This is a genomic window from Pseudoduganella sp. jia 9, from assembly GCF_055502615.1.
The window spans coordinates 91,348-115,652 of sequence record NZ_JBUPWE010000013.1 but is presented as its reverse complement, the minus strand read 5'-3'; the positions used below and the strand labels follow the sequence as shown (position 1 = coordinate 115,652).

Here is a 24,305-nt window from a genome sequence, read left to right as displayed (position 1 = left end):
ACCCGTAGAAAAGAGAAGAAATGGAAATCAAACGACTGTACGTAGGCAAGCGCATGTCCGAAGTGGCGATCCACAACAACACCGTGTACCTGGCAGGCCAGGTCGCCGCGAACGAGCCGGATGCCGATATCAAGGGCCAGACCCGCGAAGTGCTGGCGTCGATCGACAAGCTGCTGGCCGAAGCCGGCAGCGACAAGAGCTGCATCCTGTCCACCCAGATCTTCATCAAGGACCTCGCGGACTTCGCGGCCATGAACGAAGTGTGGGAAGAGTGGGTCGCGCAAGGCCATACGCCGCCGCGCGCCACCGTCCAGGCGAACCTGGCCAACCCGGCCTGGCTGATCGAGATCGTGGTGGTCGCCGCCCAGCGTTGATCCGCCGCGCTTGCCGGTAAGATTCACGCGCAGTACGAGGGTAGCCGACACTGGTCAATGGCCATCGGCTTCCTGCCAATTCAGGCAGTGGTCCGGCTGTTGAACGGCGGCTGGACGAGCAGCAAAGGTTTTGTCATGGTATCCATCGCGGCGCTGAACAGCGCAACGTCCGAACAGCTGGTGCAGGGTTTGTCCAAGGAAGACGGCGCGCGCGTGCTTGCCGCGCTCGATTTCGCCGGCGAGGCCTATGTGGGCAAGCTGTGCACGAGCGGCCAGCCGGCCTTCGATTTCGCCGTGGGCGCGGCCGGCACGCTGGCGCTGCTCAATACCGACGCGGCCACGCGCATTGCCGCGCTGCTGTTCGAGCTGTGCCTGCTCGATCCGGCGCAGGGCATCGCGATCGAACCGAAATTCGGCAAGGAAGTGGCCGACCTCGTCATCGGCGTGCATCAGCTGATCCGGCTGCGCGAATTGACGCAGGGCTCGCCCGCCGCCACGCGCGGCAAGAACGCCGCGCAGCAGGCGGTGGCGCAGATGGAAACGCTGCGCAAGATGCTGCTGGCGATGGCCAGCGACATGCGCGTGGTGCTGGTGCGGCTTGCCTCGTGCTGCAGCACGCTGCGCTGGTTCGCCGACCAGAAGATATTCAACGACATGACGCGCGCCTATGGCCGCGAAACCCTCGATCTGTACGCGCCGCTGGCGAACCGGCTCGGCATCTGGCAGATCAAGTGGGAACTGGAAGACCTGTCGTTCCGCTTCATCGAGCCGGAGAACTACAAGCGCATCGCCAAGATGCTCGAAGAGAAGCGCATGATGCGCGAAAGCTTCGTCACGCAATCGATCGAACGGCTGCAGTCGGAACTGGCCGCGGCCGGCATCCGGGCCGAGGTGTTCGGCCGGCCGAAGCATATCTACAGCATCTGGAACAAGATGCGCGGCAAGGAGCTCGATTTCACGGAGCTGTACGACGTGCGCGCCTTCCGCGTGATCGTGGCGGACGTGAAGGCGTGCTATGCGGTGCTCGGCCTGGTCCATAACATCTGGACGCCGATCCCGAAGGAATTCGACGACTACATCTCGCGGCCGAAGCCGAACGGCTACCAGTCGCTGCACACGGTGGTGATGGCGGACGACGGCCGGCCGCTCGAGGTGCAGATCCGCACGCAGGAAATGCACAGCTTCGCCGAATATGGCGTGGCCGCGCACTGGCGCTACAAGGAAGAGGGCAATTCCAGCTTCCAGGGCCAGAAATACGACGAGAAGATTGCCTGGCTGCGCCAGCTGCTGGCGTGGAAGACCGACGTGGCCGACGCCGTGGTCGGCCAGGAGGAACTGCAGCGCGAATGGGTGGAGAAGCTGAAGGAAGCGGCGCTGGACGACCGCATCTTCGTGCTGACCCCCCAGGCCCGGGTGCTGGAACTGCCGGTCGGCGCGACGCCGATCGATTTCGCCTACCACCTGCACAGCGACGTCGGCCACCGCTGCCGCGGCGCGCGCGTGGATGGCGTGATGGTGCCGCTCAATACGCCGCTCAAGAGCGGCCAGACCTGCGAGATCATCACCGCCAAGGGCGCGCCCGGCACGGCCGGCCCGTCGCGCGACTGGCTGAGCCCCGGCTATGCCGTCAGCAACCGCACGCGCGCCAAGGTGCGCGCGTGGTTCCATGCGATCGATGTGCAGGAAACGCTGTCGCACGGCCGGTCGCTGGTGGAAAAATCGCTGCAGCGCGAAGGCAAGACTGCCGTGAACCTGGAAGCACTGGCCCAGAAGCTGGGCTTCGGCAAGGTGGACGACCTGTTCCTCTCGGTGGGCAAGGACGAATTCTCGCTGCGCCACGTCGAGCATGCGCTGCACGACAATGTCGAGCCGGCGCCGCCCGAGGATGCCGTGGTGCTGAACAAGAGCCGCGCATCGTCGACCGAACAGGGCGCCAAGTCCGGCGTGCTGGTGGTGGGTACGGAGGGCCTGATGACGCAGCTGGCCAGGTGCTGCAAGCCGGCGCCGCCGGACCCGATCGTGGGTTTCGTCACGCGCGGCAAGGGCGTGTCGATCCATCGCCTGTCGTGCAAGAATTTTGCCGAGATGCGGATGAAGGCGCCCGAACGCGTCATCGTCACCGAATGGGGTGACGGGCGCGGCGATACCGTCTACCCGGTCGACCTGTTCGTGCTGGCGGGCGATCGCCAGGGCCTGCTGCGCGACATTTCCGAAGTGTTCTCGCGCGAGAAGATCAATGTGATCGGCGTGAACACGCAAAGCGCGAAAGGCCAGGCACGCATGACCTTTACCGCGGAAATCGGCTCGACGGCGCAGGTGCACAAGGCATTGGCCGCGATCTCGGAAGTCACGGGCGTGCTGGAGGCGCGCCGCGCCTGATGTGAAATGGCGGCGCCGCTACTGCGGCCGCCCCTGCCTGCCGGCCAGTTCGGCCTGCAGCGTGACGTGATCGATGCCGTGCTTTTCCAGCAGCATGGCGCGGATGGCCTTCAGCGTGGCGGGCCAGTGCTGCAGGTCGGGCACTTCGACGTGGCCGATCAGCGCCGGCTGGCCCGGCGCCATGTCCCACACATGCAGGTCGTGCACCGAACTGACGCCTTCGACGCCTTCCAGGTCGTCGCCCACCTTTTCATAATCGATATCGTCCGGCACGCCCTCCATCAGGTGGTGGCCCGATTCCCGCAGGATGCCCGCGGTGGATTTCAGCAGCAGCAGCGACACCAGCAGCGACAGCAGCGGATCGATCTGCATCCAGCCGGTGTAGTAGATCACGATGCCGGCGGCCAGCGCGGCCACGGAACCGAGCATGTCACCCATCACGTGCACCAGCGCCGCGCGGGTGTTCATGCTTTCCCGGTCGCGCGACAGCACCAGCGCGACCAGCACGTTGACCACCAGGCCGATCGCGGCCACGCCGGCCACGGCGCCGCCCTGCACGGCCTGCGGCTGGGCGAAGCGGTGCGCCGCCTCGTAGACGATCCAGCCGATCACCAGCAGCATGACCAGGCCGTTGACGAAGGCAGCCAGCGCCTCGGCGCGGCCGAAGCCGAACGAGTAGCGCGAGGAGGGCGGCCGTTTGGCGATCAGTTGCGCCAGCAGTGCCAGGCCCAGCGAGGCGGCATCGGTCAGCATGTGGCCGGCGTCGGCGATCAGCGCGAGGGAGTTGGCCATGAAGCCGGCCACGACTTCGACGCCGGCAAAGGTCAGCGTCAGGCCGACGGCCCAGGCCAGGATCGACAGGCTGCGGTCGGCGCGCTGGTGCTTGTACTTGGCGTCGCCCTTCAGGTGGGCATGCAGGTGGCTGGTGGCGTTCATCGCGATACGGTCGAGGGTGTGGCAAAAATATAGCATGCGTTCCGGCCGCGCATGATTGCGTCCCTGCTGGCAGTGGGGAGTTATGGCCGGGAGCGCTTGCGGGGCAATTTCATTCTGGCCCTTGTCTTATCGGCGGCGGCTCTCTATAATGCTCGGCATTGGGCGGTTAGTTCAGCTGGTTAGAATACTTGGTCGACATCCAAGGGGTCGGGGATTCGAATTCCTCACCGCCCACCAGAATGCGAAGGCTTGCTTCACGGTGTGAAGCAACCTCATCAACTTCAAGGCAGTAGAGCAGCAAATGGTAGTCAGGTAGTGGTAGTCAGGTAGTGCAAGAGGGCGGTTAGTTCAGCTGGTTAGAATACTTGGTCGACATCCAAGGGGTCGGGGATTCGAATTCCTCACCGCCCACCAGAATACTTCAGTAACAGTCAATGTAAGAGCGAGAAAGGCAATCCGGTTATGACACCGCGAACTACAACCGCTAAGGTTTGGTGAGTGACGCTAGTCGATCGGCTTTCTTTGGCTTTTTCAAATTGAAAGATAACGCGGCTAGTCCGCGTTTTTTTTCGTCCGGGTTTTTCGCATTTCCCCTTCATTTCAGTTGAGTTCAGCTCATTTAATACGCGGCCCCGTGCCGATTGGAGATCAATGATGGTATCAGTCCGACTTCCCGATGGGTCCGTGCGCCAGTTCGATGCGCCGGTAACCGTGGCCCAGGTGGCCTCCAATATCAGCAACAGCCTGGCCAAGGCCGCGCTGGCAGGCAAGGTCGACGGCAAGGTCGTCGATACCTCGTTCCTGATCGAGCAGGATGCCGACGTGGCGATCGTGACCGACAAGGATCCCGAAGGCCTGGACGTGATCCGTCACTCGACGGCCCACTTGCTGGCCTACGCCGTCAAGGAGCTGTTCCCGGACGCGCAGGTGACCATCGGCCCGACGATCGAAAACGGCTTCTACTACGACTTCTCGTACAAGCGCCCGTTCACGCCGGACGACCTGGTGGCGATCGAAAAGAAGATGGCCGAGCTGGCCAAGAAAGACGAGCCGGTGACCCGCAAGGTGCTGCCGCGCGACGAAGCGGTGGCGTATTTCAAGTCGATCGGCGAAGAGTACAAGGCTGAAATCATCAGCTCGATCCCGGCCAATGAAGACGTGTCGCTGTACAGCGAAGGCAAGTTCACCGACCTGTGCCGCGGCCCGCACGTGCCGTCGACCGGCAAGCTGAAAGTGTTCAAGCTGATGAAGCTGGCCGGCGCCTACTGGCGCGGCGACTCGAAGAACGAGATGCTGCAGCGCGTGTACGGTACGGCCTGGGCCAAGAAGGAAGAGCAGGAGCAGTACCTGCACATGCTGGAGGAGGCGGAGAAGCGCGATCACCGGAAACTCGGCAAGCAGCTGGACTTCTTCCACTTCCAGGACGAGGCGCCGGGCCTGGTGTTCTGGCATCCGAAGGGCTGGACGATCTGGCAGCAGGTCGAGCAATACATGCGCAAGAAATACCAGGACAACGGCTACCAGGAAGTGAAGGCGCCGCAGATCCTGGATGCCAGCCTGTGGGCCAAGACCGGGCATTGGGACAACTACCGTGAAAACATGTTCGTCACGGAATCGGAAAACCGCCAGTACGCGCTGAAGCCAATGAACTGCCCGGGCCACGTGCAGATCTTCAACAGCGACCTGCGCTCTTACCGCGACCTGCCGCTGCGCTATGGCGAGTTCGGCCAGTGCCACCGCAACGAGCCGTCGGGCGCGCTGCACGGCATCATGCGCGTGCGCGGTTTCACGCAGGACGACGGCCACATCTTCTGCACGCACGAGCAGATCGAGCCGGAAGTGGTGGCCTTCCACCAGCAGGCGATGGAAGTCTACGATGACTTCGATTTCACCAATATCGAGGTGAAGCTGGCGCTGCGCCCGGATAACCGCATCGGCACCGATGAAGTATGGAACGACGCCGAAGAGGCGCTGCGCCAGGGCCTGCGCGCCTGCGGCGTGACGTGGACGGAGCTGCCGGGCGAGGGTGCGTTCTACGGTCCGAAGATCGAATACCACCTGAAGGATTCGCTGGGCCGCCCGTGGCAGGTCGGCACGATGCAGGTCGACTTCTTCATGCCGGAACGTCTCGGCGCGCAATATGTCGCGGAAGACAACACGAAGAAGACGCCGGTCATGCTGCACCGCGCGATCGTCGGTTCGATGGAGCGCTTCATCGGCATCCTGATCGAAAACTACGCGGGGGCACTGCCGATGTGGCTGGCGCCGGTGCAGGTGTCCATCCTGAATATTTCGGAAGGGCAGGCGGCATACGCCACCGAACTGGCTGCCAGGCTGCGCAAGCTGGGCTTCCGCGTCACGGCTGATTTGCGCAACGAGAAGATCACGTATAAAATACGCGAACATTCCGTCCAAAAAATGCCTTACATCCTCGTCATCGGGGATAAAGAGCGGGATGCCAATACCGTGGCCGTGCGCGCGCGGGGCAATGTCGATCTGGGTGTAATGTCCATCGATGCCCTGGTTGAGCGACTCCAGCAGGATGTTGCCAGCAAAGCCTGACGGGGACGATCGTTAAGTCCTCGTAACCGGCCACCATACAAAATTTTTAAAGGAAACTGCAATAGCTACTGACAAGTCGCAGCATCGCATCAATGGCGAAATCACGGCACCGGAAATGCGTCTTTCCGGTGTCAATAATGAGCCGCTGGGCATCGTGAGCCTGGCCGAAGCCTTCCGCCTGGCGGAAGAAGCGAACGTGGACCTCGTGGAAATTGCGCCGACCGCGCAGCCACCGGTTTGCCGTCTGATGGATTACGGTAAGTTCAAGTATTCCGAGCAGAAAAAAGCGCACGAAGCCAAATTGAAGCAGAAAGTCATCTCCGTGAAGGAAGTCAAATTCCGTCCCGGTACTGACGATGGCGACTACAACATCAAGCTGCGCAACCTGATCAAGTTCCTGGAAGAAGGCGACAAGACGAAGATCACCCTTCGTTTCCGCGGGCGCGAAATGGCCCACCAGGACATCGGCATGCGCATGCTGGAACGGTTGAAGTCCGACCTGGAAGAGCATGGCCAGGTCGAACAGTTCCCGAAGATGGAAGGCCGCCAGATGATCATGGTCATTGCCCCCAAGAAAAAAAATCCGCCTCGGTAAGCCTGCGGTTCCCGAGGCGGATTCCAACCATGCCTCGGGTTTTTAAGGCGGAGGCCACAGGCGTTTTTCCAATTACGCAGCGGCAGTGCTGGTGCGCAGTTGCAAAAAGCGGGTATAATTGCCGGCTGCCGCGGGTTGGTGTCGGACACGCAGTGTCGGACACCGGTTTGAGCCTTTGTGCTCCCTAGCACGGCAACAAGAATTTGCGGGATCAAATCCGCAACATGTAGTGGCCCAGCCGCCGCTGCATCAACAAGTGAAAGCAGGCACCCAAGCGCAACGTGTTGTTGCCACCTGCGATCCTGTTATTTGGAGCTGTCCGCGAGGACAGATGTGTTATGCCAAAAATGAAGACCAAAAGCTCCGCGAAGAAGCGTTTTCGCGTGCGTCCGGGTGGTACCGTCAAGTCGGGTATGGCGTTCAAGCGTCACATCCTGACCAAGAAGACCACCAAAAACAAGCGTCAGCTGCGTGGCACCCGTAACATCAATGCGTCCGACGTCACCAGCGTCCTGCGCATGATGCCGTCCGCTTAATCTCACACTCATTAAGGAGCTACTATGCCTCGAGTAAAACGTGGGGTTACCGCGCGTGCCCGTCATAAGAAAGTATTAAACCAGGCCAAGGGTTACCGCGGTCGTCGCAGCAAGGTTTACCGTATTGCCAAGCAAGCAGTCATGCGCGCTGGCCAGTACGCCTACCGCGACCGTCGTAACAAGAAGCGCGTCTTCCGCGCACTGTGGATCACCCGTATCAACGCGGCTTCGCGCGAACACGGCCTGACCTACAGCGTCTTCATGAATGGCCTGAAGAAAGCCGCTATCGAACTGGACCGTAAAGTCCTGGCCGATATGGCTGTGATGGACAAGCCGGCGTTTGCCGCGATTGTCAACGCCGTGAAAGCAAAGATCGCTGCTGCCTAATTAAGCATTGGCAATCGATGTTGCGTGCCGCCCGATGGGCGGCGCGAAGAGCGGGGCACGGGATAACGACCGGTGCCCCGTTTTACATTTCCAGCATAGGAAAATCAGTCGGATGAACTCCCTCGAACAAATCGTTTCCGTCGCGCAGGCTGACTTCCTCGCCGCCGCGGACGCTGCCGCACTTGAAAACGCCAAAGCCAAGTACCTTGGCAAGACTGGCCAGATTACCGAACTGATGAAAGGCCTCGGCAAGCTCGCGCCCGAGGAAAAGAAAGCGCAAGGCGCGCTGATCAACGCTGCCAAGCAGCAGATCGAAGCCGCGCTGACCGCGCGCCGCGACGCGCTGGCCGAAGCCCAGCTGCAGCAGCGCCTGAATGCCGAAGCGATCGACGTGACCTTGCCTGGCCGCGGCCGCGCTCCCGGTGGACTGCACCCGGTGATGCGCACGTGGGAACGGGTCGAGGCGATCTTCCGATCGATCGGCTTCGAGGTGGCCGCCGGCCCCGAGATCGAAACAGACTGGACCAACTTCACGGCCCTGAACAGCCCGGAAAACCATCCGGCCCGCTCGATGCAGGACACCTTCTACATCGAAGGCAACGACAGCACCGGCAAGCCGCTGCTGCTGCGCACGCATACCAGCCCGATGCAGGTGCGCTATGCGCGCAGCCACCAGCCGCCGATCAAGGTGATTGCCCCGGGGCGCACCTACCGCGTCGACAGCGACGCCACCCACTCGCCGATGTTCCACCAGGTCGAAGGCCTGTGGATCGCCGAGAACATCAGCTTTGCCGACCTGAAGGGCGTGTACCTGAACTTCGTGAAGGCCTTCTTTGAAACGGACGACCTGCAAGTCAGGTTCCGGCCGTCGTACTTCCCGTTTACCGAACCGTCGGCCGAAATTGACATCGCCTTCGGTTCCGGCCCGCTGAAGGGCCGCTGGCTGGAAGTGTCCGGCTCGGGCCAGGTGCACCCGAGCGTCGTGCGCAATTTCGGGCTGGACCCGGAAAAATACATCGGCTTCGCGTTCGGCTCCGGCCTCGAGCGCCTGACGATGCTGCGCTACGGCGTCAACGACCTGCGCCTGTTCTACGAAGGCGACCTGCGCTTCCTGAAACAATTCAACTAAGAAGAAGCTGATCATGCAATTCTCTGAAAACTGGCTCCGCACGATGGTCGATCCGAAGATGAGTTCGGATGAGCTGTCCCACCTGCTGACGATGTCCGGCCTCGAAGTGGAAGAAGTGGAACCCGTCGCGCCGCCGTTCACCAACGTCGTCGTCGGCCACGTGCGCGAAGTGCAGAAGCACCCGAATGCCGACCGCCTGAATGTGTGCCAGGTCGACGTGGGCACCGGCACGCTGCTCAACATCGTGTGCGGCGCGCCGAACGTGCGCGAAGGCCTGCGCGTCGCTTGCGCCACGGCCGGCGCCGTGCTGCCGCCCGGCGCGGACGGCAAGCCGTTTGAAATCAAGGTCGGGAAACTGCGCGGTGTCGAATCGCAGGGCATGCTGTGCTCGGCGCGCGAACTGAAACTGTCGGAAGACCACGGCGGCCTGCTCGAGTTGCCGGACGATGCGCCGGTGGGCACGAACTTCCGCGACTACTATGCGCTGGACGACTTGAAATTCACGATCAAGCTGACGCCGAACAAGGCCGACTGCCTGTCCGTGCTGGGCGTGGCGCGCGAAGTGTCGGCGCTGACGGGCACCCCGCTGAATGCGCCGGCGAGCGCCGCTGCGACCGTCACACTGGACGAAAAGCTGCCGGTCAGCATCGCCGCGCCGGACCTGTGCGGCCGCTTTGCCGGCCGCGTGATCCGCAACCTGAACGCGAAGGCGGCAACGCCTGACTGGATGAAGCAGCGCCTCGAGCGCAGCGGCCAGCGTTCGCTGTCGGCACTGGTCGACATCTCGAACTACGTCATGCTCGAACTGGGCCGCCCATCGCACGTGTTCGACCTGGACAAGATCCATGGCGGCCTCGAAGTGCGCTGGGGCAAGGCCGGGGAATCCCTGAAGCTGCTGAACGGTAACACTGTTTCCGTCGATGAATGGGTCGGCGTCGTGGCCGACGCTGAACAGGTGGAATCGCTGGCCGGCATCATGGGCGGCGACGCCACCGCCGTGTCGCTCGACACGGTCAATGTGTACGTGGAAGCAGCGTTCTGGTGGCCGAACGCGATCCAGGGCCGTGCCCGCAAGTACAACTTTTCCACCGACGCGGCGCACCGCTTCGAGCGCGGTGTCGACTACGCGACGATCCCCGCGCACATCGAGCGCATCACCGCGCTGATCCTGGAAATCTGCGGCACGCCCGAGACCAGGGTGGGGCCGATCGACGACCAGGTTGTCAACCTGCCGGAGCGCAAGCCGGTCCAGCTGCGCACCGCGCGTGCCCAGAAGGTCATCGGCGTGCCGCTGACCGATGAAGTCATCGCCGATATCTTCACGCGCCTGGCGCTGCCGTTCACGGTGGATCACGGCGTGTTCAGTGTCACGGCGCCCAGCTACCGCTTCGATATCGAGATCGAGGAAGACCTGATCGAGGAAGTGGCACGCGTATACGGCTTCGAGAACATCCCGGCCAAGCCGCCGGTGGCCGAGAACACGATGCGCATCGCGCCGGAAAGCCAGCGCTCGGTGTTCGCCGTGCGTCACCAGCTGGCCGGCCTGGGCTACCAGGAAGTGGTCAACATGAGTTTCGTGGAAGCCCAGTGGGAGCTGGACTTCAATGGCAACGCCGACCCGATCAGGCTGCAGAATCCGATCGCCAGCCAGCTGTCCGTCATGCGTTCGTCGCTGATCGGCAGCCTGGTCGCGAACGTGCGCTACAACGTCAACCGCAAGGCGCCGCGTGTGCGTGTCTTCGAGGTGGGTGCCGTTTACCGGCGCGATGCCGGCGTGCAGGATGGACCGCTGACGGTGGCGGGCTACGACCAGCCGCAGCGCATCGGCGCCATTGCCTATGGCGGGCAGGCGGACGAGCAATGGGGGCTGCCGGCCAAGGATGCCGACTTCTTCGACGTCAAGGCCGACCTGGAAGCGCTGTTCGCGCCCGCCCAGCTGCGCTTTGCCAAGCTGGATCACCCGGCCCTGCATCCGGGGCGCGCAGCTTCCGTGTCGCTGGACGGCAAGGTAATCGGCTTCATCGGCGAGCTGCACCCGCGCTGGCTGCAGCAGTATGATCTGCCGAAGGCACCGGTGGTCTTCGAGGTCGATGTGGTTGCTTTGCAACAACGTTCGGTGCCGAAATATACCGAGATTTCCAAGTTCCCCGGCACCAATCGCGACCTGGCAATGGTTGTCCCGCAAACCGTCGCGGCCCAGCAATTGCTGGACGTCTTCGCCGCCACGGTCGCCGCCAGCGAGCATGCGCGCATTGTGCAAGCCATTGTTTTGTTTGATGAATACCGTGGCGTCGGCCTTGCGTCGGACGAGAAATCGCTTGCTTTCCGCTTTAGCTTGCAAGATACTCAAACAACCCTGCAGGACGAAATCGTCGATGCATTGATGGGTTCGCTGGTTGATGCTGCGACACAAAAACTTGGCGCGCAGGTGCGAAAGTAAAGAGGGATGTGCGAAAGGGTCAGGCAGGTGCGGCGAAATAAACAAGCGCCGCGCACACCGCCCAGCGGCACATATCCGGGTCTTGGCAAAGTTGTTGTAATAAATTTACTGTGATAATTTATTTACACGGCTTTGCCAATGACTTAGACCGGGCTTAAGCTCGACAGTAAGTACCGTGCAGCACTTCCGTGCGCTGCAGCATTCATTCAGAATAGTCAATATTCGGTTCACATCAGCGGGTCCGGCATTGCCGGACCCCGTACTTTGTAAAGGCAGGGCAGCAAAATTAACAACAACGACACCGCGGTTTTGCAATCTGCGCTGGATGCCGAGTTGCACAGCGCCATGCAGGTTGCAAAGGTACGCAAGGAAGCTGAAAAGAGCTTGCCTACGCTCACGAAAGCCGAGCTGGCCGAACTGTTGTTCGAGCAGGTGGGCCTGAACAAACGCGAGGCAAAGGATATGGTCGAAACCTTCTTCGACGAGATCCGCAATGCGCTCGAGCGGGGCGAAGCGGTCAAATTGTCCGGTTTTGGTAATTTCCAGCTGCGCGACAAGCCGCAGCGGCCAGGACGCAACCCGAAAACGGGCGAAGAAATCCCCATCACGGCGCGCCGCGTCGTGACCTTCCACGCCAGCCAGAAGCTCAAGGGCATGGTGGAAGAAAGTGCCGCGCTGGCACGGGCAGCCTGATAAAGGATCGGCATGAACGATCGCCTCAGCAAGACCGAACTGGTCAGTTTGCCGCCTATCCCGGCAAAGCGTTACTTCACGATCGGCGAGGTCAGCGAGCTGTGCGGTGTGAAGCCGCACGTGCTGCGCTATTGGGAACAGGAATTTACCCAGCTCAAGCCTGTGAAGCGCCGCGGCAACCGCCGCTATTATCAACATCATGAAGTGCTGCTGATCCGCCGCATCCGTGAATTGCTCTACGAGCAAGGTTTCACGATCAGCGGCGCGCGCAATAAACTGGACAGCCGTGGCGTCGCCGCCCAGGAAGCGTATGATAACGATACGCCCCCACCGCCACCTCCGCTCGACCGGGAAATGATCCGCAACGAATTGCTGGCGATTCTTGGTCTGTTGAAGTAAGGCGCCGCGCTACAGGGCGCGCTCTGGCGTCTTTTTTTTTGCTACGTGCATCCCCATATGTAGGCGCGACAACGGGTCAGAACGTTAAATGATTGGTGTTACAATATCAACGTTATAATTCTGTTAGTGAAAAATACAGACGCTCGGCGAGCGATCCACGGCCAATTTCCCAAGCCAGGGATATACGAGGGAAACAATGATACGCGTTGCCATTTGTGACGATCACCAGATAGTACGAGCAGGCTTCAAACAGATCTTTTCGCAATCCGAAGAATTTTCCGTGGTTGCGGAAGGCAGCACCGGGCGCGAGGCACTCGATATTGCGCGCCGCGAAATTTGCGACGTCCTGCTGCTCGATATCGCCATGCCTGACCAGAGCGGTATCGACACGCTGCGTACCATCCGCCAGGGCCAGCCGGATCTCCCGGTGCTGATCCTGTCCGGCTATCCAGCACAGCAATATGCCCTCAACCTGTTCAAGATGGGTGCCAACGGCTACCTGAACAAGGAATGCGAAGCCGATGAACTGATTACCGCCGTGCGCACCGTGTTCCAGGGGCGGCGCTATGTCAGCTCGCAAGTGGGCGAGCTGCTGGCGCAGAGCTTCGACCGGGATCCGAACACGGCGCTGCACACGGAGTTGTCGGACCGCGAATTCCAGGTTTTCCTGCGGCTCGCGCGCGGCGCCACGGTTTCCGATATCGGCACCGCGCTATCGCTCAGCATCAAGACGGTCAGTACCTACCGCACGCGCATCATGGAGAAGATGGGCTTGCAGTCGAATAGTGACCTGACCTACTATGCAATGAAGAACAACCTGCTGGATTGACCGCACTGCGCGTCGCCAGGCCAGACCGCCAGCGCCGATCCACCAGGACCGGTTCTGGCGGTTTTGTTTTGGGGCGGCGATGATGCCAGTGTTGTTCCTGCGGGCAATATTCCCGCTCCGAAGCATTTCCGAGAGGCACTAAAACAGCGGCCGGGCTATAATGACCCGACCGCCGTCCGCGCCAGCGAAGGATGCTTCAGGATGTATTTCACCGCGAAGGCAGCGCCGCATGACCGGCTGCCACTTTACAAGACCGTTCTGTGCGTCACGTGCGCGCTGATCCTTATCGTCAATGGCCTGTTCCTTTTCCATAACCTGCAGGCCCTGAAAAGCGCCAATGCGCAGGTGCTGCAAAGCTCGCGCGTTGCCGAGCGGCTCCAGTACCTCGACGTGCTGGTGCAGGACGCGGAAAGCAGCATGCGCGGCTATTTCATTTCCGGCAACGAGATCTACCTCGGTCCGACCCGCAGTGTACTGGACAAGACCGAGGCGGAAGTGCGGCAGTTGCAAACGCTGCTCGCCGATAATCCAGCCCAGTTGAAGAATCTGGCGCAGTTGAACACGCTGATCCGGCGCAAGCTGTCGATGCTGAGCCAGGCGATCGAGGTATACCACCACGGTGGCCTCGACGAGATCGTCAATATTTCGCGCTATGGCGACGAAAAAGGCGGCCTGGACGAGATTCGCCTGCAAACCGTGATCATGATCCAGGAACAGAGCGAAACGCTGGAAGCACGCAGCGCCAGGTTCTACAAGGAATACCACAATGCGCTCGTGCTGGGCGTCCTCATCAATGCGGTCGCGATCGTCGTGCTGGTGATGTTCTACCGGCTGGTGAGCCGCAGCTACCTTCGGCAGGCGGCGGTCGAATACGCGCTGCAGCAGTCGAATGAAAACCTCGAAGCCATGGTGGCGCAGCGTACCGAACAGCTATCGGTGCTGTCACGGCACCTGATCAGCGTCAGCGAGGATGAAAAGTCCCGCCTGTCGCGCGAGTTGCATGACGAGATGGGGGCAAGCCTGACATCGATCGGCATGGATATTGGCGCCGTCACGCTGCAATTGCAGAAGACCCATCCGGAGCTGGCGGCCCAGTTGAAGCGGGCGCGCAGTACGCTGGTGGAAACGGTGGAGTTGAAACGCCGCATCGTCGAGAACTTGCGGCCGAGCCTGCTGGACAACCTGGGCCTGTGCGCCGCCATCGACAGCTACACCGACGATTTCTCGCGCATGACCAAGCTGCCGTGCGATACCGAGATCGGCCCCGAGATCGACGGCATCGTGCGGGAGGGCGACACGAGCCTGTCGATTGCGCTGTTCCGCATCGTGCAGGAATCGCTGACCAATATCCGCAAGTATGCAAAGGCAAGCCGCGTGTCGGTCACGCTGCAGCGAACGGAAGAGGGAATCGTACTGAGGATCATCGATGACGGCATTGGCATCGCATCGGACACGCTGGCCAAGCCGATGTCGCATGGCATCCTCGGCATGCGGGAACGCGCACTGCTGCTGGGCGGTACGCTGACGATCCGCCGCGGGCGCGGCGACAAGGGTACCTGTATCGAAGTGCGTATTCCGCTGCGCGGCCCGGTCGATCCCGGCGCGCAGGACAACGAGGTGAAACCGGCGGTCAGCAGCCCGCTACGTCAACGAGCAGGCGATCATATTCCGTCTTTGCCACCTTGTAGCACTCGCCCGCATAACGTTCCAGCCCCGCACGATCCAGTACAGTGATGTTGCCGCGGCGGTAGGTGATCAGTCCGTCTTCCTGGAGCTTGCCGGCGGCGGCCGTGATGCTTTCGCGGCGCACGCCCAGCATGATCGAAATCATTTCCTGCGTTACTTTCAGTTCATTGCTCGGTGAGCGGTCCAGGCGATCCAGCAGCCAGCGGCACAGCTTCTGCTCGATCGAGCTGTGGCGGCCGCCCACGGCGTTCTGCGCCATCTGCGCAAACAGCGCCGTGTTGTAGCGCATCAGCAGCTGGGGCAGGGCGCCGCCCTGGTTGAACGCATCGCGCAATGCCTGCGCCTTCAGGCGATAACCGTAGCCGGCGCTCTGCACGACCGCGCTGCACATGGCCCGCTCGCCGGGGAACATCGACACGCCGACCACGCCTTCGTGGCCTACCACGGCGATTTCCGTCGTGGCGCCGTCTTCCATCACGTACAGCAGCGAAACGATGGCGGTCGTGGGGAAATACACGTTCTCCAGCTTGCTGCCATATTCGAACAGTTCTTTGCCGAACGGCAGCTGCACCAGTTCCAGGTGCTCGAACAACGACTCCAGCACGTCGCGCGGCAGTGCGGCCAGCAACTCGTTCTGCTGCGTTCCACTGTAGCTGATCACCGGCCGGGTGGCTTCCCGCGTGCCGGCGAGCGGCATCGTGGTTTTTTCGGAAACGCCAAGTTGAGTGTTGTTCATATTGTCCTCACAAGCTTAAGTACAGGAAGTCGCGTCGGCTGCTTCAAAGATGGATTGCGGCCTTCGGTTAGATACCGCACGGCGCCGATCGCGTTGGTAGTACTTTAAGTTCCTATGTAGGTAACGAACATAAGACGGGTTTCCGCCCGGGTGTAGGTTGGTAAGATGATCAGGTGTCAGTCTAGTCCTACGGAAACTTCGGATTTCCATAACATACTCGTCTTGCCAATAGCGCACGATTGGCGTGGCCAGATGGTTAGCCGCCCGGAGAGCAAGGCCCAGCCTCGTTTTGCGCCAGTTCCAGGCTATGGGTACGGCAGCGAACATTGCTTTCGGCAACATTGCGGATGCGCCCGTTGACCTGGTCGCGCCGGGTTCCTCTTGCGCCGATTCCTCTTGGGTGAGGCACCTTCCTACAGAGGCTTGAAAGCACGGCAAGCTTTCGCTGACGCCAGCGGTCTCCACTGCTGCGTTTCCACAACAGGACGCTTCGCTGCGCGGTTCGTGCCTCTTCATTTCCTTAAGAAACGATAATTTCTGGCGTAAAATTGCCGCACGTCAATACGTGCATCAACGAGGCCCAGATGAAATACGTCCAGCAAGGTATTACGCTGATCGAAGTGCTGATCACGATCGTGATCATCGGCATCCTGTCGGGCGTGGCCATTCCCGCCTATACCGACCATGTGACTCGCTCGCGGACCACCGAGGCATTCACCGCGCTGGGTGCCGCCCAGGCGAATGCCGAGCAGTTCTGGAGCAACACCCGCAGCTACGCCGACTACGACGAGTCCAACGCGTTCCCTGCTGCGACGCCCAACTTCACCTATGCCCTAAGCAACGCAACGCCGTCGACCTACACGATCACGGCCACCGGCCGCGCCAGGATGACCGGTTTTACCTATACCATCGACCAGAACGGTACCCGCGCCACCACGGCCACTCCGGCCTGGGGCACGAGCACCTCCTGCTGGGTCGACCAGAAAGGCGGCCAGTGTTCCAGCTGAGGTCGCTACTGGCACGGCAGCCGGGCTTCCAGCTGCGGCCGCACGGCTACACGCTGATCGAAGTGATGGTCGGTGTCGCCATCCTCGGCATCCTGCTGGCCGTCGGCATTCCCGGCATGACACACTGGATCGTGGCCAACAAGGCCAGGGCGGCAGCGGAGTTCTACCTGGAAGGCCTGTCGATGGCGCGCCGCCAGGCGGTAGTGCACAATGCGCGCAGCCGCTTCGTGCTGGCGCCGGGTGCGAACGGGCAGTTCGACTGGCAGGTCGACCTGTGCTTCCCCGCACCGGGTACGCCGTGCACCGACAACACCGGCAACTGGTCGACGGCCGCCGCCGCGGCAACGGGCGATCCCGAAGGCGCCGCCGGCTTCCGCTCCGTGTTCCGCGCGGCAGCATCGCTGCCGCCATCGGACATCCTGATTCCAACCATGGCGCCGGAAGGGGCGGGCGCGGTGTATTTCACCGAACTGGGCTGGGTCGATACGACGATCCCGGAGCGGCTGGCGCTGCTGCGTCTCGATCCGTCGACCTCGCTGGCGGCCGACGTACGGGCCGCCGCGGTGGCCGTCACGCTGGCCGGCATGGCGTCCAAGTGCGACCCGGCCGCCACCGCCCCCGATTCGCGGGCATGTCCGCAATGAGCCCGCACATGAGCCCGAACATGAGCCCGAACATGAGCCCGCGCATTGTTCAGCTGCCCGCTCCGCATCGGCGCAGGCAACATGGCATCGCCCTGCTCGAAGCGCTGATCGCCATCGTGATCCTGGCGCTCGGCCTGCTGGGAACGATCGGTTTGCAGGCGCGTTCCTACTCGGCGCTGGCCGATTCGGCGATGCGGGCCGAAGCCACGCTGGCCGCCGACCGCCTGGTCGGCATCATGCACAACGACACGGCCAATCTGGCCGCCTACCAGGTCGCCCTGGGCGCCACGGCACCGGCGGCGCTGGCACCGTGGGCCGCCGAAACCGCGGCCGCGATCCCCGGCGCGCGCTGCCGGATCACGGTGGTGGCGGAAGCGCAGCGCACCCGCGTGGACATCGAGATCCGCTGGCGCCGCAAGCAGGGCGACGACGACAGCAGCCATCTCGTGACGGCATACATCCGATGACGCCGATGAAAACGCGGAAACCGCACGGCTTCTCGATCGTCGAGCTGATGGTGGCCGTCGTCGTCGGCCTGCTGGCTGTCATGTTCGCCACCCGGCTGATGGTCAATGGCGAGCAAAGCAAGGCAGCCTCCGTCGGCGGGTCGGACGCCATGCAGAACGGCATGCTGGCGCTGTTCTCGATCAATACCGATGCCTCCCAGGCCGGCTGGGGCCTGAACGACGACCTGGTCAGCGGCTGCAATACCCGCATGACGGATACCGGAGGTTTTGCATTGGCATCGGCCGCGCGCGACGGCGCCGCGATCACGCCGCTGGCGCCGGCCGTGATCGCCGACGGCGGCACCGGCTCCGATACGCTCACGCTGTATTCCGGCAGCGGCCTGGCCGGCGTCGGCTCGACGCGCGTCTGGCAGAACTACATCGGCGGCGCGACGATCGGCGTGGATAGTGTCGCGCCGTTCGGCTTCAACCAGGGTGACGTGGTCGTGGTGGCTCCCGAACCGTCCGGCCCTGACTGCGCGCTGGCGCAATTATCGGCGGTGCCCGCCGCCAGCATCCTGCAGATTGCCGCCGGCAGCGGCTGGCGTTTCAATACCGGCAACCTGGGCCTGCAGTACAACGGCGGCCAGGCCCGCGTGTTCAACCTGGGCCCGGCCGCGAAACTGTCGTTCCACACCTGGTCGGTCGCCAATGGCGTGCTGCAACTGCGCGCCACCGACCTGGCCGGCACCGGCGCGCAAGCGCAGGCCGTGGTCGGCAACGTGGTCGCGCTGAAGGCCCAGTATGGTTTCGACACCCGCGCCGGCAGCGCATTCGTACCGAAGGATGGCATGAAAGTGGGGCGCTGGAGCAGCGCGATGATCGATGCGGATGGCGACGGCAGCACGGGCGCCCCGGGCGACTGGCAGCGCATTGCCGCGCTGCGCATCGCCATCGTCGCCCGCGGCGCGGTGCCCGAGCGGCCTGCCGCACAGCAAAGCACCTGCACCGCCACCACCGCGCCGCTGACCGTGTTCGGTACCGCCGTGCCGGCCGGCGTCGCCGCGTCGCCCGCACAGGTGGCGCTTGGCATACCGAACGACACCGTCAGCTGGACCTGTTACCGTTACCGCGTGTTCGAGACGATCGTGCCGATTCGCAATTCGGGGTGGCGGCCATGATGCGGCCGAAACTCATCGGACGCCAGCGCGGCGTGGCGCTGCCGGTCATGCTGATCATGCTCGTCGTCATGATGGTCAGCAGCATCTACCTGCTGCGCTCCACCAACTCGACGGCGCTGACCACGTCGAACCTGGCCCATGAAGACGCGCTGTCGAAAGCCGCCGACCTGGGCATCCACGCGGCGTTCGACTGGCTGAGCAGCCTGCCGAACAAGAACGTGCTGTACAACGACGTGCCCGCCGCCGGCTACGTCGCCACGATCAATCCGGCAGCAGGGCAGGGCGTGTCGAACCCGGCGTTCTGGCAGGGCTCGGTGACTGTTTCGGATGCCAAGCGCCGCCACCAGGTTGAATACGTCATCCACCGCATGTGCCAGTTTGCCGGTGCCTACAATGCCGTCAATCCCGCCAATAACTGTACGCTGACGGCGGCGCGGCAGAATCTGCAGGCGAAGACGCGTGCCGGCGACAGCCTGTCGTCCGATGCGCCGACCTATAACGGCAAGCCGCAGTTGCACTACCTGATCACCGCGCGGATCGCCGGCCCGCGCGGCGGCAATGTCATGAACCAGGCCGTCGTGATGATGGGGCCGTAGCGATGAAGACTTCGACAATGCATTTCCCGACCAGTCTTGCCGTCCTGCCGCAGGTGCTGGCACAGTGGTTGATGCTGTTGCTGCTGGCCTGCGCGGCCGGCCCGGCGCCGGCCGCCACCACCAATATCGCCCAGGTACCGCTGCTGAACATCGCGGGCACCGGCACCGTCAAGCCGAACCTGATGCTGCTGTTCGATAACTCCGGCTCGATGGACCAGACCTATACGCCGGACTACGTGAACGACAACCTGTGCCGCTCGCGCCTGACGCTGGCGGCCGGCATCACGGCGTGCAATGTCGGCCATCCGCCGTTCATGAGCCCGGACTTCAACCGCCAGTACTACAACCCGCGCATCCGCTACCAGGCGCCGATCCAGTGGGACGGCACGTATTACCCGGACATGACGGCGGTACAGACGAGCAACTGGACGAACGTGCCCAGCGACGGCTTCGGCCGCAGCAACACCAACCTGTACGGGAACGCGGACAGCGCGATCAACCTGCTGACCCAGTTCCCCGACCTGAAGTGGTGCAATGCCAGCGACGAGAACGACTGCCGCCTCAATTCCGCCACCTACACGTATCCGGACAACGCGTACTACGAGCCAGCCGCCATCAGCGGCGGCCCCTACTACTTCAACATCGCCGTCTCCGAATATTGCCGCGACGAGCGGCTGACCACCTGCACGGCGGTGGCGGCAGGGGCTGGCGCGCCGGAGGGCTACCCGGTGCCGGCCACCGTGCGCTGGTGCAGCAACCGGGCGCTGACTACCTGCCAGGCCAAGCGCGTGGGCAGCTACGTCTATCCGAAATACTCGACGCCGCCGACCACCACGATCGCGCACGGCACCATCACGCTGGAGTCCACCGTCTCCACGTCGGCAATGCAGATCGCCTCCGTTACCGTCATCAATCCCGCCGCGCCCAATGCGCCGATCACGATCAGCAACGGTGCCGTCAGCGCGCCGAACGGTACCAATACCGCCGCGCGGCGCCAGGCACTGGCCACGCAGGTCGCGGCCAGCATCATCGCGCGCACCGGCCTCGGCACGAATTCCTACTGGGCCTGCGTGCGCACGCCCACCGGTTCTTCCACCGTGCCGAGCTGCTCGTCGCTGGGCATTACCCTCACGTCCGACAACGTGGTGGCCGTATTGCCGATCGTCTGCATCGGCAATACCAAGTCGCTGACGAACTGCAGCACCACCCGCGCGGATTCCGTCACCAACACGCGGCAGGGCTGGGGCCTGGAAGTGGATGCGCCATCGGTGCAGACCACGCCGGCCACCACCGGCCAGCCGCCGACGGCGCTGCTGCGCATCGGCGGGCGCGGTTCGATGCGCAGCTCGGGCAACATCAGCAACCTCCGGCTCGGCAACACGACCATGACCGGTTCGGTCTCGTTGCGCAACATGTCGCAGGCGCAGGTGGCGGCGGCAATCGTCCAGGCCATCAATGCTTCCGCCACGCGCAACACGCACCGCGCCTACCTGGGCGGCGACGCCACCACCGGCGTATGCGCCAACGAAGCGGCGACCACGGTCTGCGTCGTCAACGTCAATGCCACGTCGAACGGCGCCGCGCTGACCGGCAGCGTCTCGGGCGAAAACAACGTGACGTTCGACACGGTCGCCGCCACCAGCATCGTCGAGGGCATCCCGGTCACCACCACGGCGCTGTCGTCGCTGCCGAGCGCATTCTCGCGCGTTAATATCGTTCCCGGCCGCACCTACCCGAAGGCGGTCGCGCGCAGCGACTGCGTGGCGCAGACCTCGGTCTGCACCTACGACGAGGAAATGACCAACTTCGCCAACTGGTATGCGTACTACAAGAACCGGCTGCAGATGATGAAGACCTCGGTCGGCATCGCCTTTGCCGCCATCAATGCCAACTACCGCGTCGGCTTCGTGCGGCTGTCGCAGGCCGGCGCGGGCGGTGCGATCGACATGAAGCCGGCCGATTTCACGGGCACGGCGCGCAGCACCTGGTACTCCACGCTGTACAACACTACCAGCAGCGGTTCCACGCCGATCCGCACGGCGATGGACAACGTGGGCCGCATGTTCGCCAACCTGGAGCCGTACGACTACAGCTCCGGACAACAGGTGGTGCAGTTCCCCTGCCAGCAGAACTTCCTGATTTTGACCACCGACGGCTACTGGAACGGCAGCTCGACGAACAACGTCGTCAACAACGACAACGCGGAAAATCCGTCGCGCTTCTGCACCTGGGGGCGCGGCTGCGTGGATGCACGCGGCCAGTCGCAGCCCTCGATCTCGGACGTGGCGCTGCACTGGTACAACGGCGGTTCGTCTACCACCACCGTATCGCTGCGCCCCGACCTGGAGCCGGACATGACGAAGCCGGGCCAGGTGCCGGCCGCCGAGGGCGAAAACACCCACCTGCACATGAACACCTACACGCTGGGCCTGGGCATGGATGGCGTGATGACCTACGAACCGAACTACGATACCGCGCCGAAGGCCGGCGGCGACTTCTACAACCTGATCACGCGCGTGCAGACCGGCTGCCCGTGGAACAACAACGGCCCGTACGTGTGGCCGAATCCGGACGTCACCAACACCGGCAACACCGTGCAGGAACGGGTAGACGACCTGTGGCACGCGGCCATCAACGGCCACGGAAAGTACTTCAGCGCCAACGAACCGCGCGAGGTGGTCGAAGGCCTGTCGTCGGCGCTGGCCAACATGCAGGTGACGCTGGGCGCCGCGTCGGCCGCCGCCACCTCCACGCCGAATATCTCGCTGCAGGACAACGACATCTTCTCCGATACCTTCACCACCGTGAAATGGTACGGCGAACTGTCGGACCGCAAGATCGACCCGACCACCGGCATCGTCAGCCCCACCACTGTGTGGACGACCACCGATACCGTCGGCGAAAAGGTTGCCGCGTCGAGCGACACGCGCGCCATCTACATGCAGGGCAGCGGCGGGCTGAAGCCGTTCCGCTACGACGGCATGACCGCGCAGGAAAAGGCCTGGTTCAACGGCCAGTGCCCGAACCTGCCGCAGTGCACGCTGCTGTCGCTGGCCGACCGGGCGCTCGTCAACAGCGGCGACAACATGGTGAACTGGCTGCGCGGCCAGCAGCAGCATGCCAACGACCGCATCTTCCGCGCCTATTCGATGAGCGGCGACACGCCGTCGATCCCGATCGTGCTGGGCGATATCGCCTCGTCGAAGCCGGCGTACGTGCGCGACCCGCGCAAGGCCTACACGGACAACGACTACTCCGCCTTCCGCGACGCGCAGACCGCCGCGCGCCCGGTGGCCACCGTGTTCACGGCCGCGAACGACGGCATGCTGCACGCGTTCTCCGCCGCGGACGGCGAGGAAGTGTGGGCCTATGTGCCGCGCATCACGATGAAGAAACTGCCCGCGCTGTCGAGCACCACGTATGCGACGAACCACCAGTTCACCACCGACGGCTCGCCGGAAGTGGCGGACGTGTTCATCGGCGGCGCCTGGCGCACCGTGCTGGTGGCCGGCCTGAACGCGGGCGGCCGCGGCTACTACGCGCTGGACATCACCAACCCGCGCCAGCCCCGGCAGCTGTGGGAACTGTGCGCCGATGCCAGCGTGTGCGCCAACGCCGTACCGAACCTGGGACTGTCGTTCGGCAACCCGCAATTCGGCACGTGGAAGGATGGCTCGGGCGCCGAGCGCTGGGTGGTGTTCCTCACCTCCGGCTACAACAACGTGCCCGGCGTGGACGGCATCGACACCGGCGACGGCAAGGGCTACCTGTTCATCGTCGATATCGCCACCGGCGCGGTGCTGAAGACGGTGAGCACGAACAGCGGCGACACCACCACGCCGTCGGGCCTGGCCAAGATCACCGCGATCACCGCCGATCCGAACGGCGACCCGCTGGTCACCTACATCTACGGCGGCGACAACGACGGCCGGATGTGGCGCTTCGACCTGACGGCAACCGACGGCAGCGTGGGCGTACTGAAGATGGGCGACGCCGGCGCGGGCCAGCCGATCACGACGCGCCCCGACGTGACGCTGTGCGCCGTGAACGGCAGCAGCGTGCCGCAGCGCGTGGCGCTGTTCGGCACCGGCCGCCTGCTCGACGTGCCCGACACCACCAACGCCGACGTGCAAAGCCTGTATGCGCTGAAGGACACCGGCGCCTACGTCAACGTGCGTGGCGCGGCGATGGAGCAGCAGACGCTCGCCACGGCCGGTACCGGCACCAACACCAGGTCCTACCAGATCACCGACGACGCTGCCGACCTGAACCTGAAGAGCGGCTGGTTCTTCGACTGGCGCCTGAACCCGGGAGAGCGGATGAACATCGACCCGAAGATCGTCAGCGGCGTGGCCAACGTGGTGACCAACCTGCCGACCTCGTCGTCCTCTTGCTCGGTGGGCGGCACCAGCAACGCCTACGCGGTGGACGTCTGCCGCGGCGTCGGCGTCAACGGGCTGATCGTGGGCGGCACGCTGTCGAACACGTCGGCCGCGGTCGGCTTCATCATCGTGCGCCTGCCCAGCGGCCAGCTGAAGATGATCGCCACCACCGCGAAAGGCGAAACGCTGACCCGGCCGATCGTCGAACTCGACTCCGAAGGCGCCCACCCCGTCGGCTGGCGGCGCGTGAAAGGCGACTAGGCACCACCAAAACCGGGGACGTACCCATGTTTTGAGGAAAAACCGGGGACGGACCCCTGTTTAGAAGAAATTTCTTCAAAACAGGGGTCCGTCCCCGGTTTTCGGTG

General features: G+C 63.2%; 20 protein-coding genes and 2 tRNA genes. 20 read left to right on the top strand and 2 right to left on the bottom strand.

The annotated features are described in order from the left end of the window. Positions 1-20: 20 nt before the first annotated feature. Complete coding sequence (locus ACY34H_RS18395; RefSeq protein ID WP_464978908.1) at positions 21-374, top strand: RidA family protein; 354 nt, start codon at positions 21-23, stop codon at positions 372-374. A 135-nt stretch (positions 375-509) separates the two neighbouring features. After that, positions 510-2,753, top strand: coding sequence for a RelA/SpoT family protein (locus ACY34H_RS18390; protein ID WP_464978907.1), 2,244 nt, complete (start codon positions 510-512; stop codon positions 2,751-2,753). Positions 2,754-2,771: 18 nt separating this feature from the next. Here ACY34H_RS18390 and ACY34H_RS18385 read toward each other — a convergent pair whose 3' ends face one another. Beyond that, entirely contained in the window at positions 2,772-3,725 is a 954-nt protein-coding gene (locus tag ACY34H_RS18385; protein WP_464978906.1) for a cation diffusion facilitator family transporter, read from the bottom strand. Positions 3,726-3,849: 124 nt separating this feature from the next. Here ACY34H_RS18385 and ACY34H_RS18380 point away from each other — a divergent pair. From ACY34H_RS18380 to ACY34H_RS18325, 12 genes are all read left to right on the top strand, one after another. Next, positions 3,850-3,926 (top strand) — tRNA-Val (locus tag ACY34H_RS18380). A gap of 100 nt (positions 3,927-4,026) precedes the next feature. Further along, positions 4,027-4,103: transfer RNA gene (locus ACY34H_RS18375), tRNA-Val, on the top strand. 240 nt (positions 4,104-4,343) lie between these two features. Beyond that, complete coding sequence (gene thrS / locus ACY34H_RS18370; protein WP_464979052.1) at positions 4,344-6,251, top strand: threonine--tRNA ligase; 1,908 nt, start codon at positions 4,344-4,346, stop codon at positions 6,249-6,251. Positions 6,252-6,366: 115 nt separating this feature from the next. Continuing rightward, positions 6,367-6,846, top strand: a complete 480-nt coding sequence (infC, locus tag ACY34H_RS18365; protein ID WP_221403833.1) for a translation initiation factor IF-3 — start codon at positions 6,367-6,369, stop codon at positions 6,844-6,846. A gap of 338 nt (positions 6,847-7,184) precedes the next feature. After that, positions 7,185-7,382 carry a 50S ribosomal protein L35 gene (rpmI, locus tag ACY34H_RS18360; RefSeq protein WP_057262756.1) on the top strand — a complete coding sequence of 66 codons (198 nt, stop codon included), beginning with the start codon at positions 7,185-7,187 and terminating at the stop codon, positions 7,380-7,382. A 24-nt stretch (positions 7,383-7,406) separates the two neighbouring features. Further along, positions 7,407-7,769 carry a 50S ribosomal protein L20 gene (gene rplT, locus ACY34H_RS18355; protein ID WP_130188793.1) on the top strand — a complete coding sequence of 121 codons (363 nt, stop codon included), beginning with the start codon at positions 7,407-7,409 and terminating at the stop codon, positions 7,767-7,769. 112 nt (positions 7,770-7,881) lie between these two features. Then, positions 7,882-8,898, top strand: a complete 1,017-nt coding sequence (gene pheS / locus ACY34H_RS18350) for a phenylalanine--tRNA ligase subunit alpha (protein ID WP_464978905.1) — start codon at positions 7,882-7,884, stop codon at positions 8,896-8,898. A gap of 13 nt (positions 8,899-8,911) precedes the next feature. Continuing rightward, positions 8,912-11,338, top strand: a complete 2,427-nt coding sequence (gene pheT / locus ACY34H_RS18345; protein WP_464978904.1) for a phenylalanine--tRNA ligase subunit beta — start codon at positions 8,912-8,914, stop codon at positions 11,336-11,338. Positions 11,339-11,683: 345 nt separating this feature from the next. Next, positions 11,684-12,031 (top strand): integration host factor subunit alpha, encoded by a 348-nt coding sequence (locus ACY34H_RS18340; protein ID WP_131149008.1) that lies wholly within the window; start codon positions 11,684-11,686, stop codon positions 12,029-12,031. Between the two features lie 12 nt (positions 12,032-12,043). Next, positions 12,044-12,430 carry a MerR family transcriptional regulator gene (locus ACY34H_RS18335; protein WP_137313433.1) on the top strand — a complete coding sequence of 129 codons (387 nt, stop codon included), beginning with the start codon at positions 12,044-12,046 and terminating at the stop codon, positions 12,428-12,430. 196 nt (positions 12,431-12,626) lie between these two features. Beyond that, positions 12,627-13,259: a response regulator gene (locus ACY34H_RS18330; protein ID WP_131145232.1), complete on the top strand. Its 633-nt coding sequence runs from the start codon at positions 12,627-12,629 to the stop codon at positions 13,257-13,259. 201 nt (positions 13,260-13,460) lie between these two features. Next, the gene (locus ACY34H_RS18325; protein ID WP_464978903.1) at positions 13,461-14,993 is read left to right on the top strand and encodes a sensor histidine kinase; all 1,533 of its coding nucleotides are present in this window, start codon (positions 13,461-13,463) and stop codon (positions 14,991-14,993) included. Here the strand turns inward: ACY34H_RS18325 and ACY34H_RS18320 are convergent. Next, positions 14,890-15,681 (bottom strand): Crp/Fnr family transcriptional regulator, encoded by a 792-nt coding sequence (locus ACY34H_RS18320; protein WP_464978902.1) that lies wholly within the window; start codon positions 15,679-15,681, stop codon positions 14,890-14,892. The two genes, ACY34H_RS18325 and ACY34H_RS18320, sit on opposite strands and share 104 nt — an antisense overlap. Positions 15,682-16,265: 584 nt before the next feature. Between ACY34H_RS18320 and ACY34H_RS18315 the strand changes: the two genes are divergently transcribed. Genes ACY34H_RS18315 through ACY34H_RS18290 form a run of 6 tightly spaced genes read left to right on the top strand, consistent with a single transcriptional unit; the run spans position 16,266 to position 24,198 of the window. Continuing rightward, positions 16,266-16,688: a type IV pilin protein gene (locus ACY34H_RS18315; protein ID WP_464978901.1), complete on the top strand. Its 423-nt coding sequence runs from the start codon at positions 16,266-16,268 to the stop codon at positions 16,686-16,688. Further along, positions 16,676-17,332 (top strand): pilus assembly FimT family protein, encoded by a 657-nt coding sequence (locus tag ACY34H_RS18310; RefSeq protein ID WP_464978900.1) that lies wholly within the window; start codon positions 16,676-16,678, stop codon positions 17,330-17,332. Before ACY34H_RS18315 ends, ACY34H_RS18310 begins: the two co-directional genes overlap by 13 nt. A gap of 8 nt (positions 17,333-17,340) precedes the next feature. After that, the gene (locus tag ACY34H_RS18305) at positions 17,341-17,799 is read left to right on the top strand and encodes a type IV pilus modification PilV family protein (protein WP_464978899.1); all 459 of its coding nucleotides are present in this window, start codon (positions 17,341-17,343) and stop codon (positions 17,797-17,799) included. A gap of 5 nt (positions 17,800-17,804) precedes the next feature. Then, positions 17,805-18,959, top strand: a complete 1,155-nt coding sequence (locus ACY34H_RS18300; protein ID WP_464978898.1) for a PilW family protein — start codon at positions 17,805-17,807, stop codon at positions 18,957-18,959. Further along, a complete protein-coding gene (locus ACY34H_RS18295; protein WP_464978897.1) occupies positions 18,956-19,555 on the top strand; it encodes a pilus assembly PilX family protein in 600 nt (199 codons plus the stop codon). Before ACY34H_RS18300 ends, ACY34H_RS18295 begins: the two co-directional genes overlap by 4 nt. A gap of 2 nt (positions 19,556-19,557) precedes the next feature. Beyond that, positions 19,558-24,198 carry a PilC/PilY family type IV pilus protein gene (locus tag ACY34H_RS18290; protein ID WP_464978896.1) on the top strand — a complete coding sequence of 1,547 codons (4,641 nt, stop codon included), beginning with the start codon at positions 19,558-19,560 and terminating at the stop codon, positions 24,196-24,198. Positions 24,199-24,305: the final 107 nt, after the last annotated feature.

Excerpts from the sequence above, each read along its gene's own strand:
- ACY34H_RS18395 (WP_464978908.1), top strand. The coding sequence starts at position 21 with ATGGAAATCAAACGACTGTACGTAGGCAAGCGCATGTCCGAAGTGGCG.
- ACY34H_RS18390 (WP_464978907.1), top strand. The coding sequence starts at position 510 with ATGGTATCCATCGCGGCGCTGAACAGCGCAACGTCCGAACAGCTGGTG.
- ACY34H_RS18385 (WP_464978906.1), bottom strand. The coding sequence starts at position 3,725 with ATGCTATATTTTTGCCACACCCTCGACCGTATCGCGATGAACGCCACC.
- thrS (WP_464979052.1), top strand. The coding sequence starts at position 4,344 with ATGGTATCAGTCCGACTTCCCGATGGGTCCGTGCGCCAGTTCGATGCG.
- infC (WP_221403833.1), top strand. The coding sequence starts at position 6,367 with ATGCGTCTTTCCGGTGTCAATAATGAGCCGCTGGGCATCGTGAGCCTG.
- rpmI (WP_057262756.1), top strand. The coding sequence starts at position 7,185 with ATGCCAAAAATGAAGACCAAAAGCTCCGCGAAGAAGCGTTTTCGCGTG.
- rplT (WP_130188793.1), top strand. The coding sequence starts at position 7,407 with ATGCCTCGAGTAAAACGTGGGGTTACCGCGCGTGCCCGTCATAAGAAA.
- pheS (WP_464978905.1), top strand. The coding sequence starts at position 7,882 with ATGAACTCCCTCGAACAAATCGTTTCCGTCGCGCAGGCTGACTTCCTC.
- pheT (WP_464978904.1), top strand. The coding sequence starts at position 8,912 with ATGCAATTCTCTGAAAACTGGCTCCGCACGATGGTCGATCCGAAGATG.
- ACY34H_RS18340 (WP_131149008.1), top strand. The coding sequence starts at position 11,684 with ATGCAGGTTGCAAAGGTACGCAAGGAAGCTGAAAAGAGCTTGCCTACG.
- ACY34H_RS18335 (WP_137313433.1), top strand. The coding sequence starts at position 12,044 with ATGAACGATCGCCTCAGCAAGACCGAACTGGTCAGTTTGCCGCCTATC.
- ACY34H_RS18330 (WP_131145232.1), top strand. The coding sequence starts at position 12,627 with ATGATACGCGTTGCCATTTGTGACGATCACCAGATAGTACGAGCAGGC.
- ACY34H_RS18325 (WP_464978903.1), top strand. The coding sequence starts at position 13,461 with ATGTATTTCACCGCGAAGGCAGCGCCGCATGACCGGCTGCCACTTTAC.
- ACY34H_RS18320 (WP_464978902.1), bottom strand. The coding sequence starts at position 15,681 with ATGAACAACACTCAACTTGGCGTTTCCGAAAAAACCACGATGCCGCTC.
- ACY34H_RS18315 (WP_464978901.1), top strand. The coding sequence starts at position 16,266 with ATGAAATACGTCCAGCAAGGTATTACGCTGATCGAAGTGCTGATCACG.
- ACY34H_RS18305 (WP_464978899.1), top strand. The coding sequence starts at position 17,341 with ATGAGCCCGAACATGAGCCCGAACATGAGCCCGCGCATTGTTCAGCTG.
- ACY34H_RS18300 (WP_464978898.1), top strand. The coding sequence starts at position 17,805 with ATGAAAACGCGGAAACCGCACGGCTTCTCGATCGTCGAGCTGATGGTG.
- ACY34H_RS18295 (WP_464978897.1), top strand. The coding sequence starts at position 18,956 with ATGATGCGGCCGAAACTCATCGGACGCCAGCGCGGCGTGGCGCTGCCG.
- ACY34H_RS18290 (WP_464978896.1), top strand. The coding sequence starts at position 19,558 with ATGAAGACTTCGACAATGCATTTCCCGACCAGTCTTGCCGTCCTGCCG.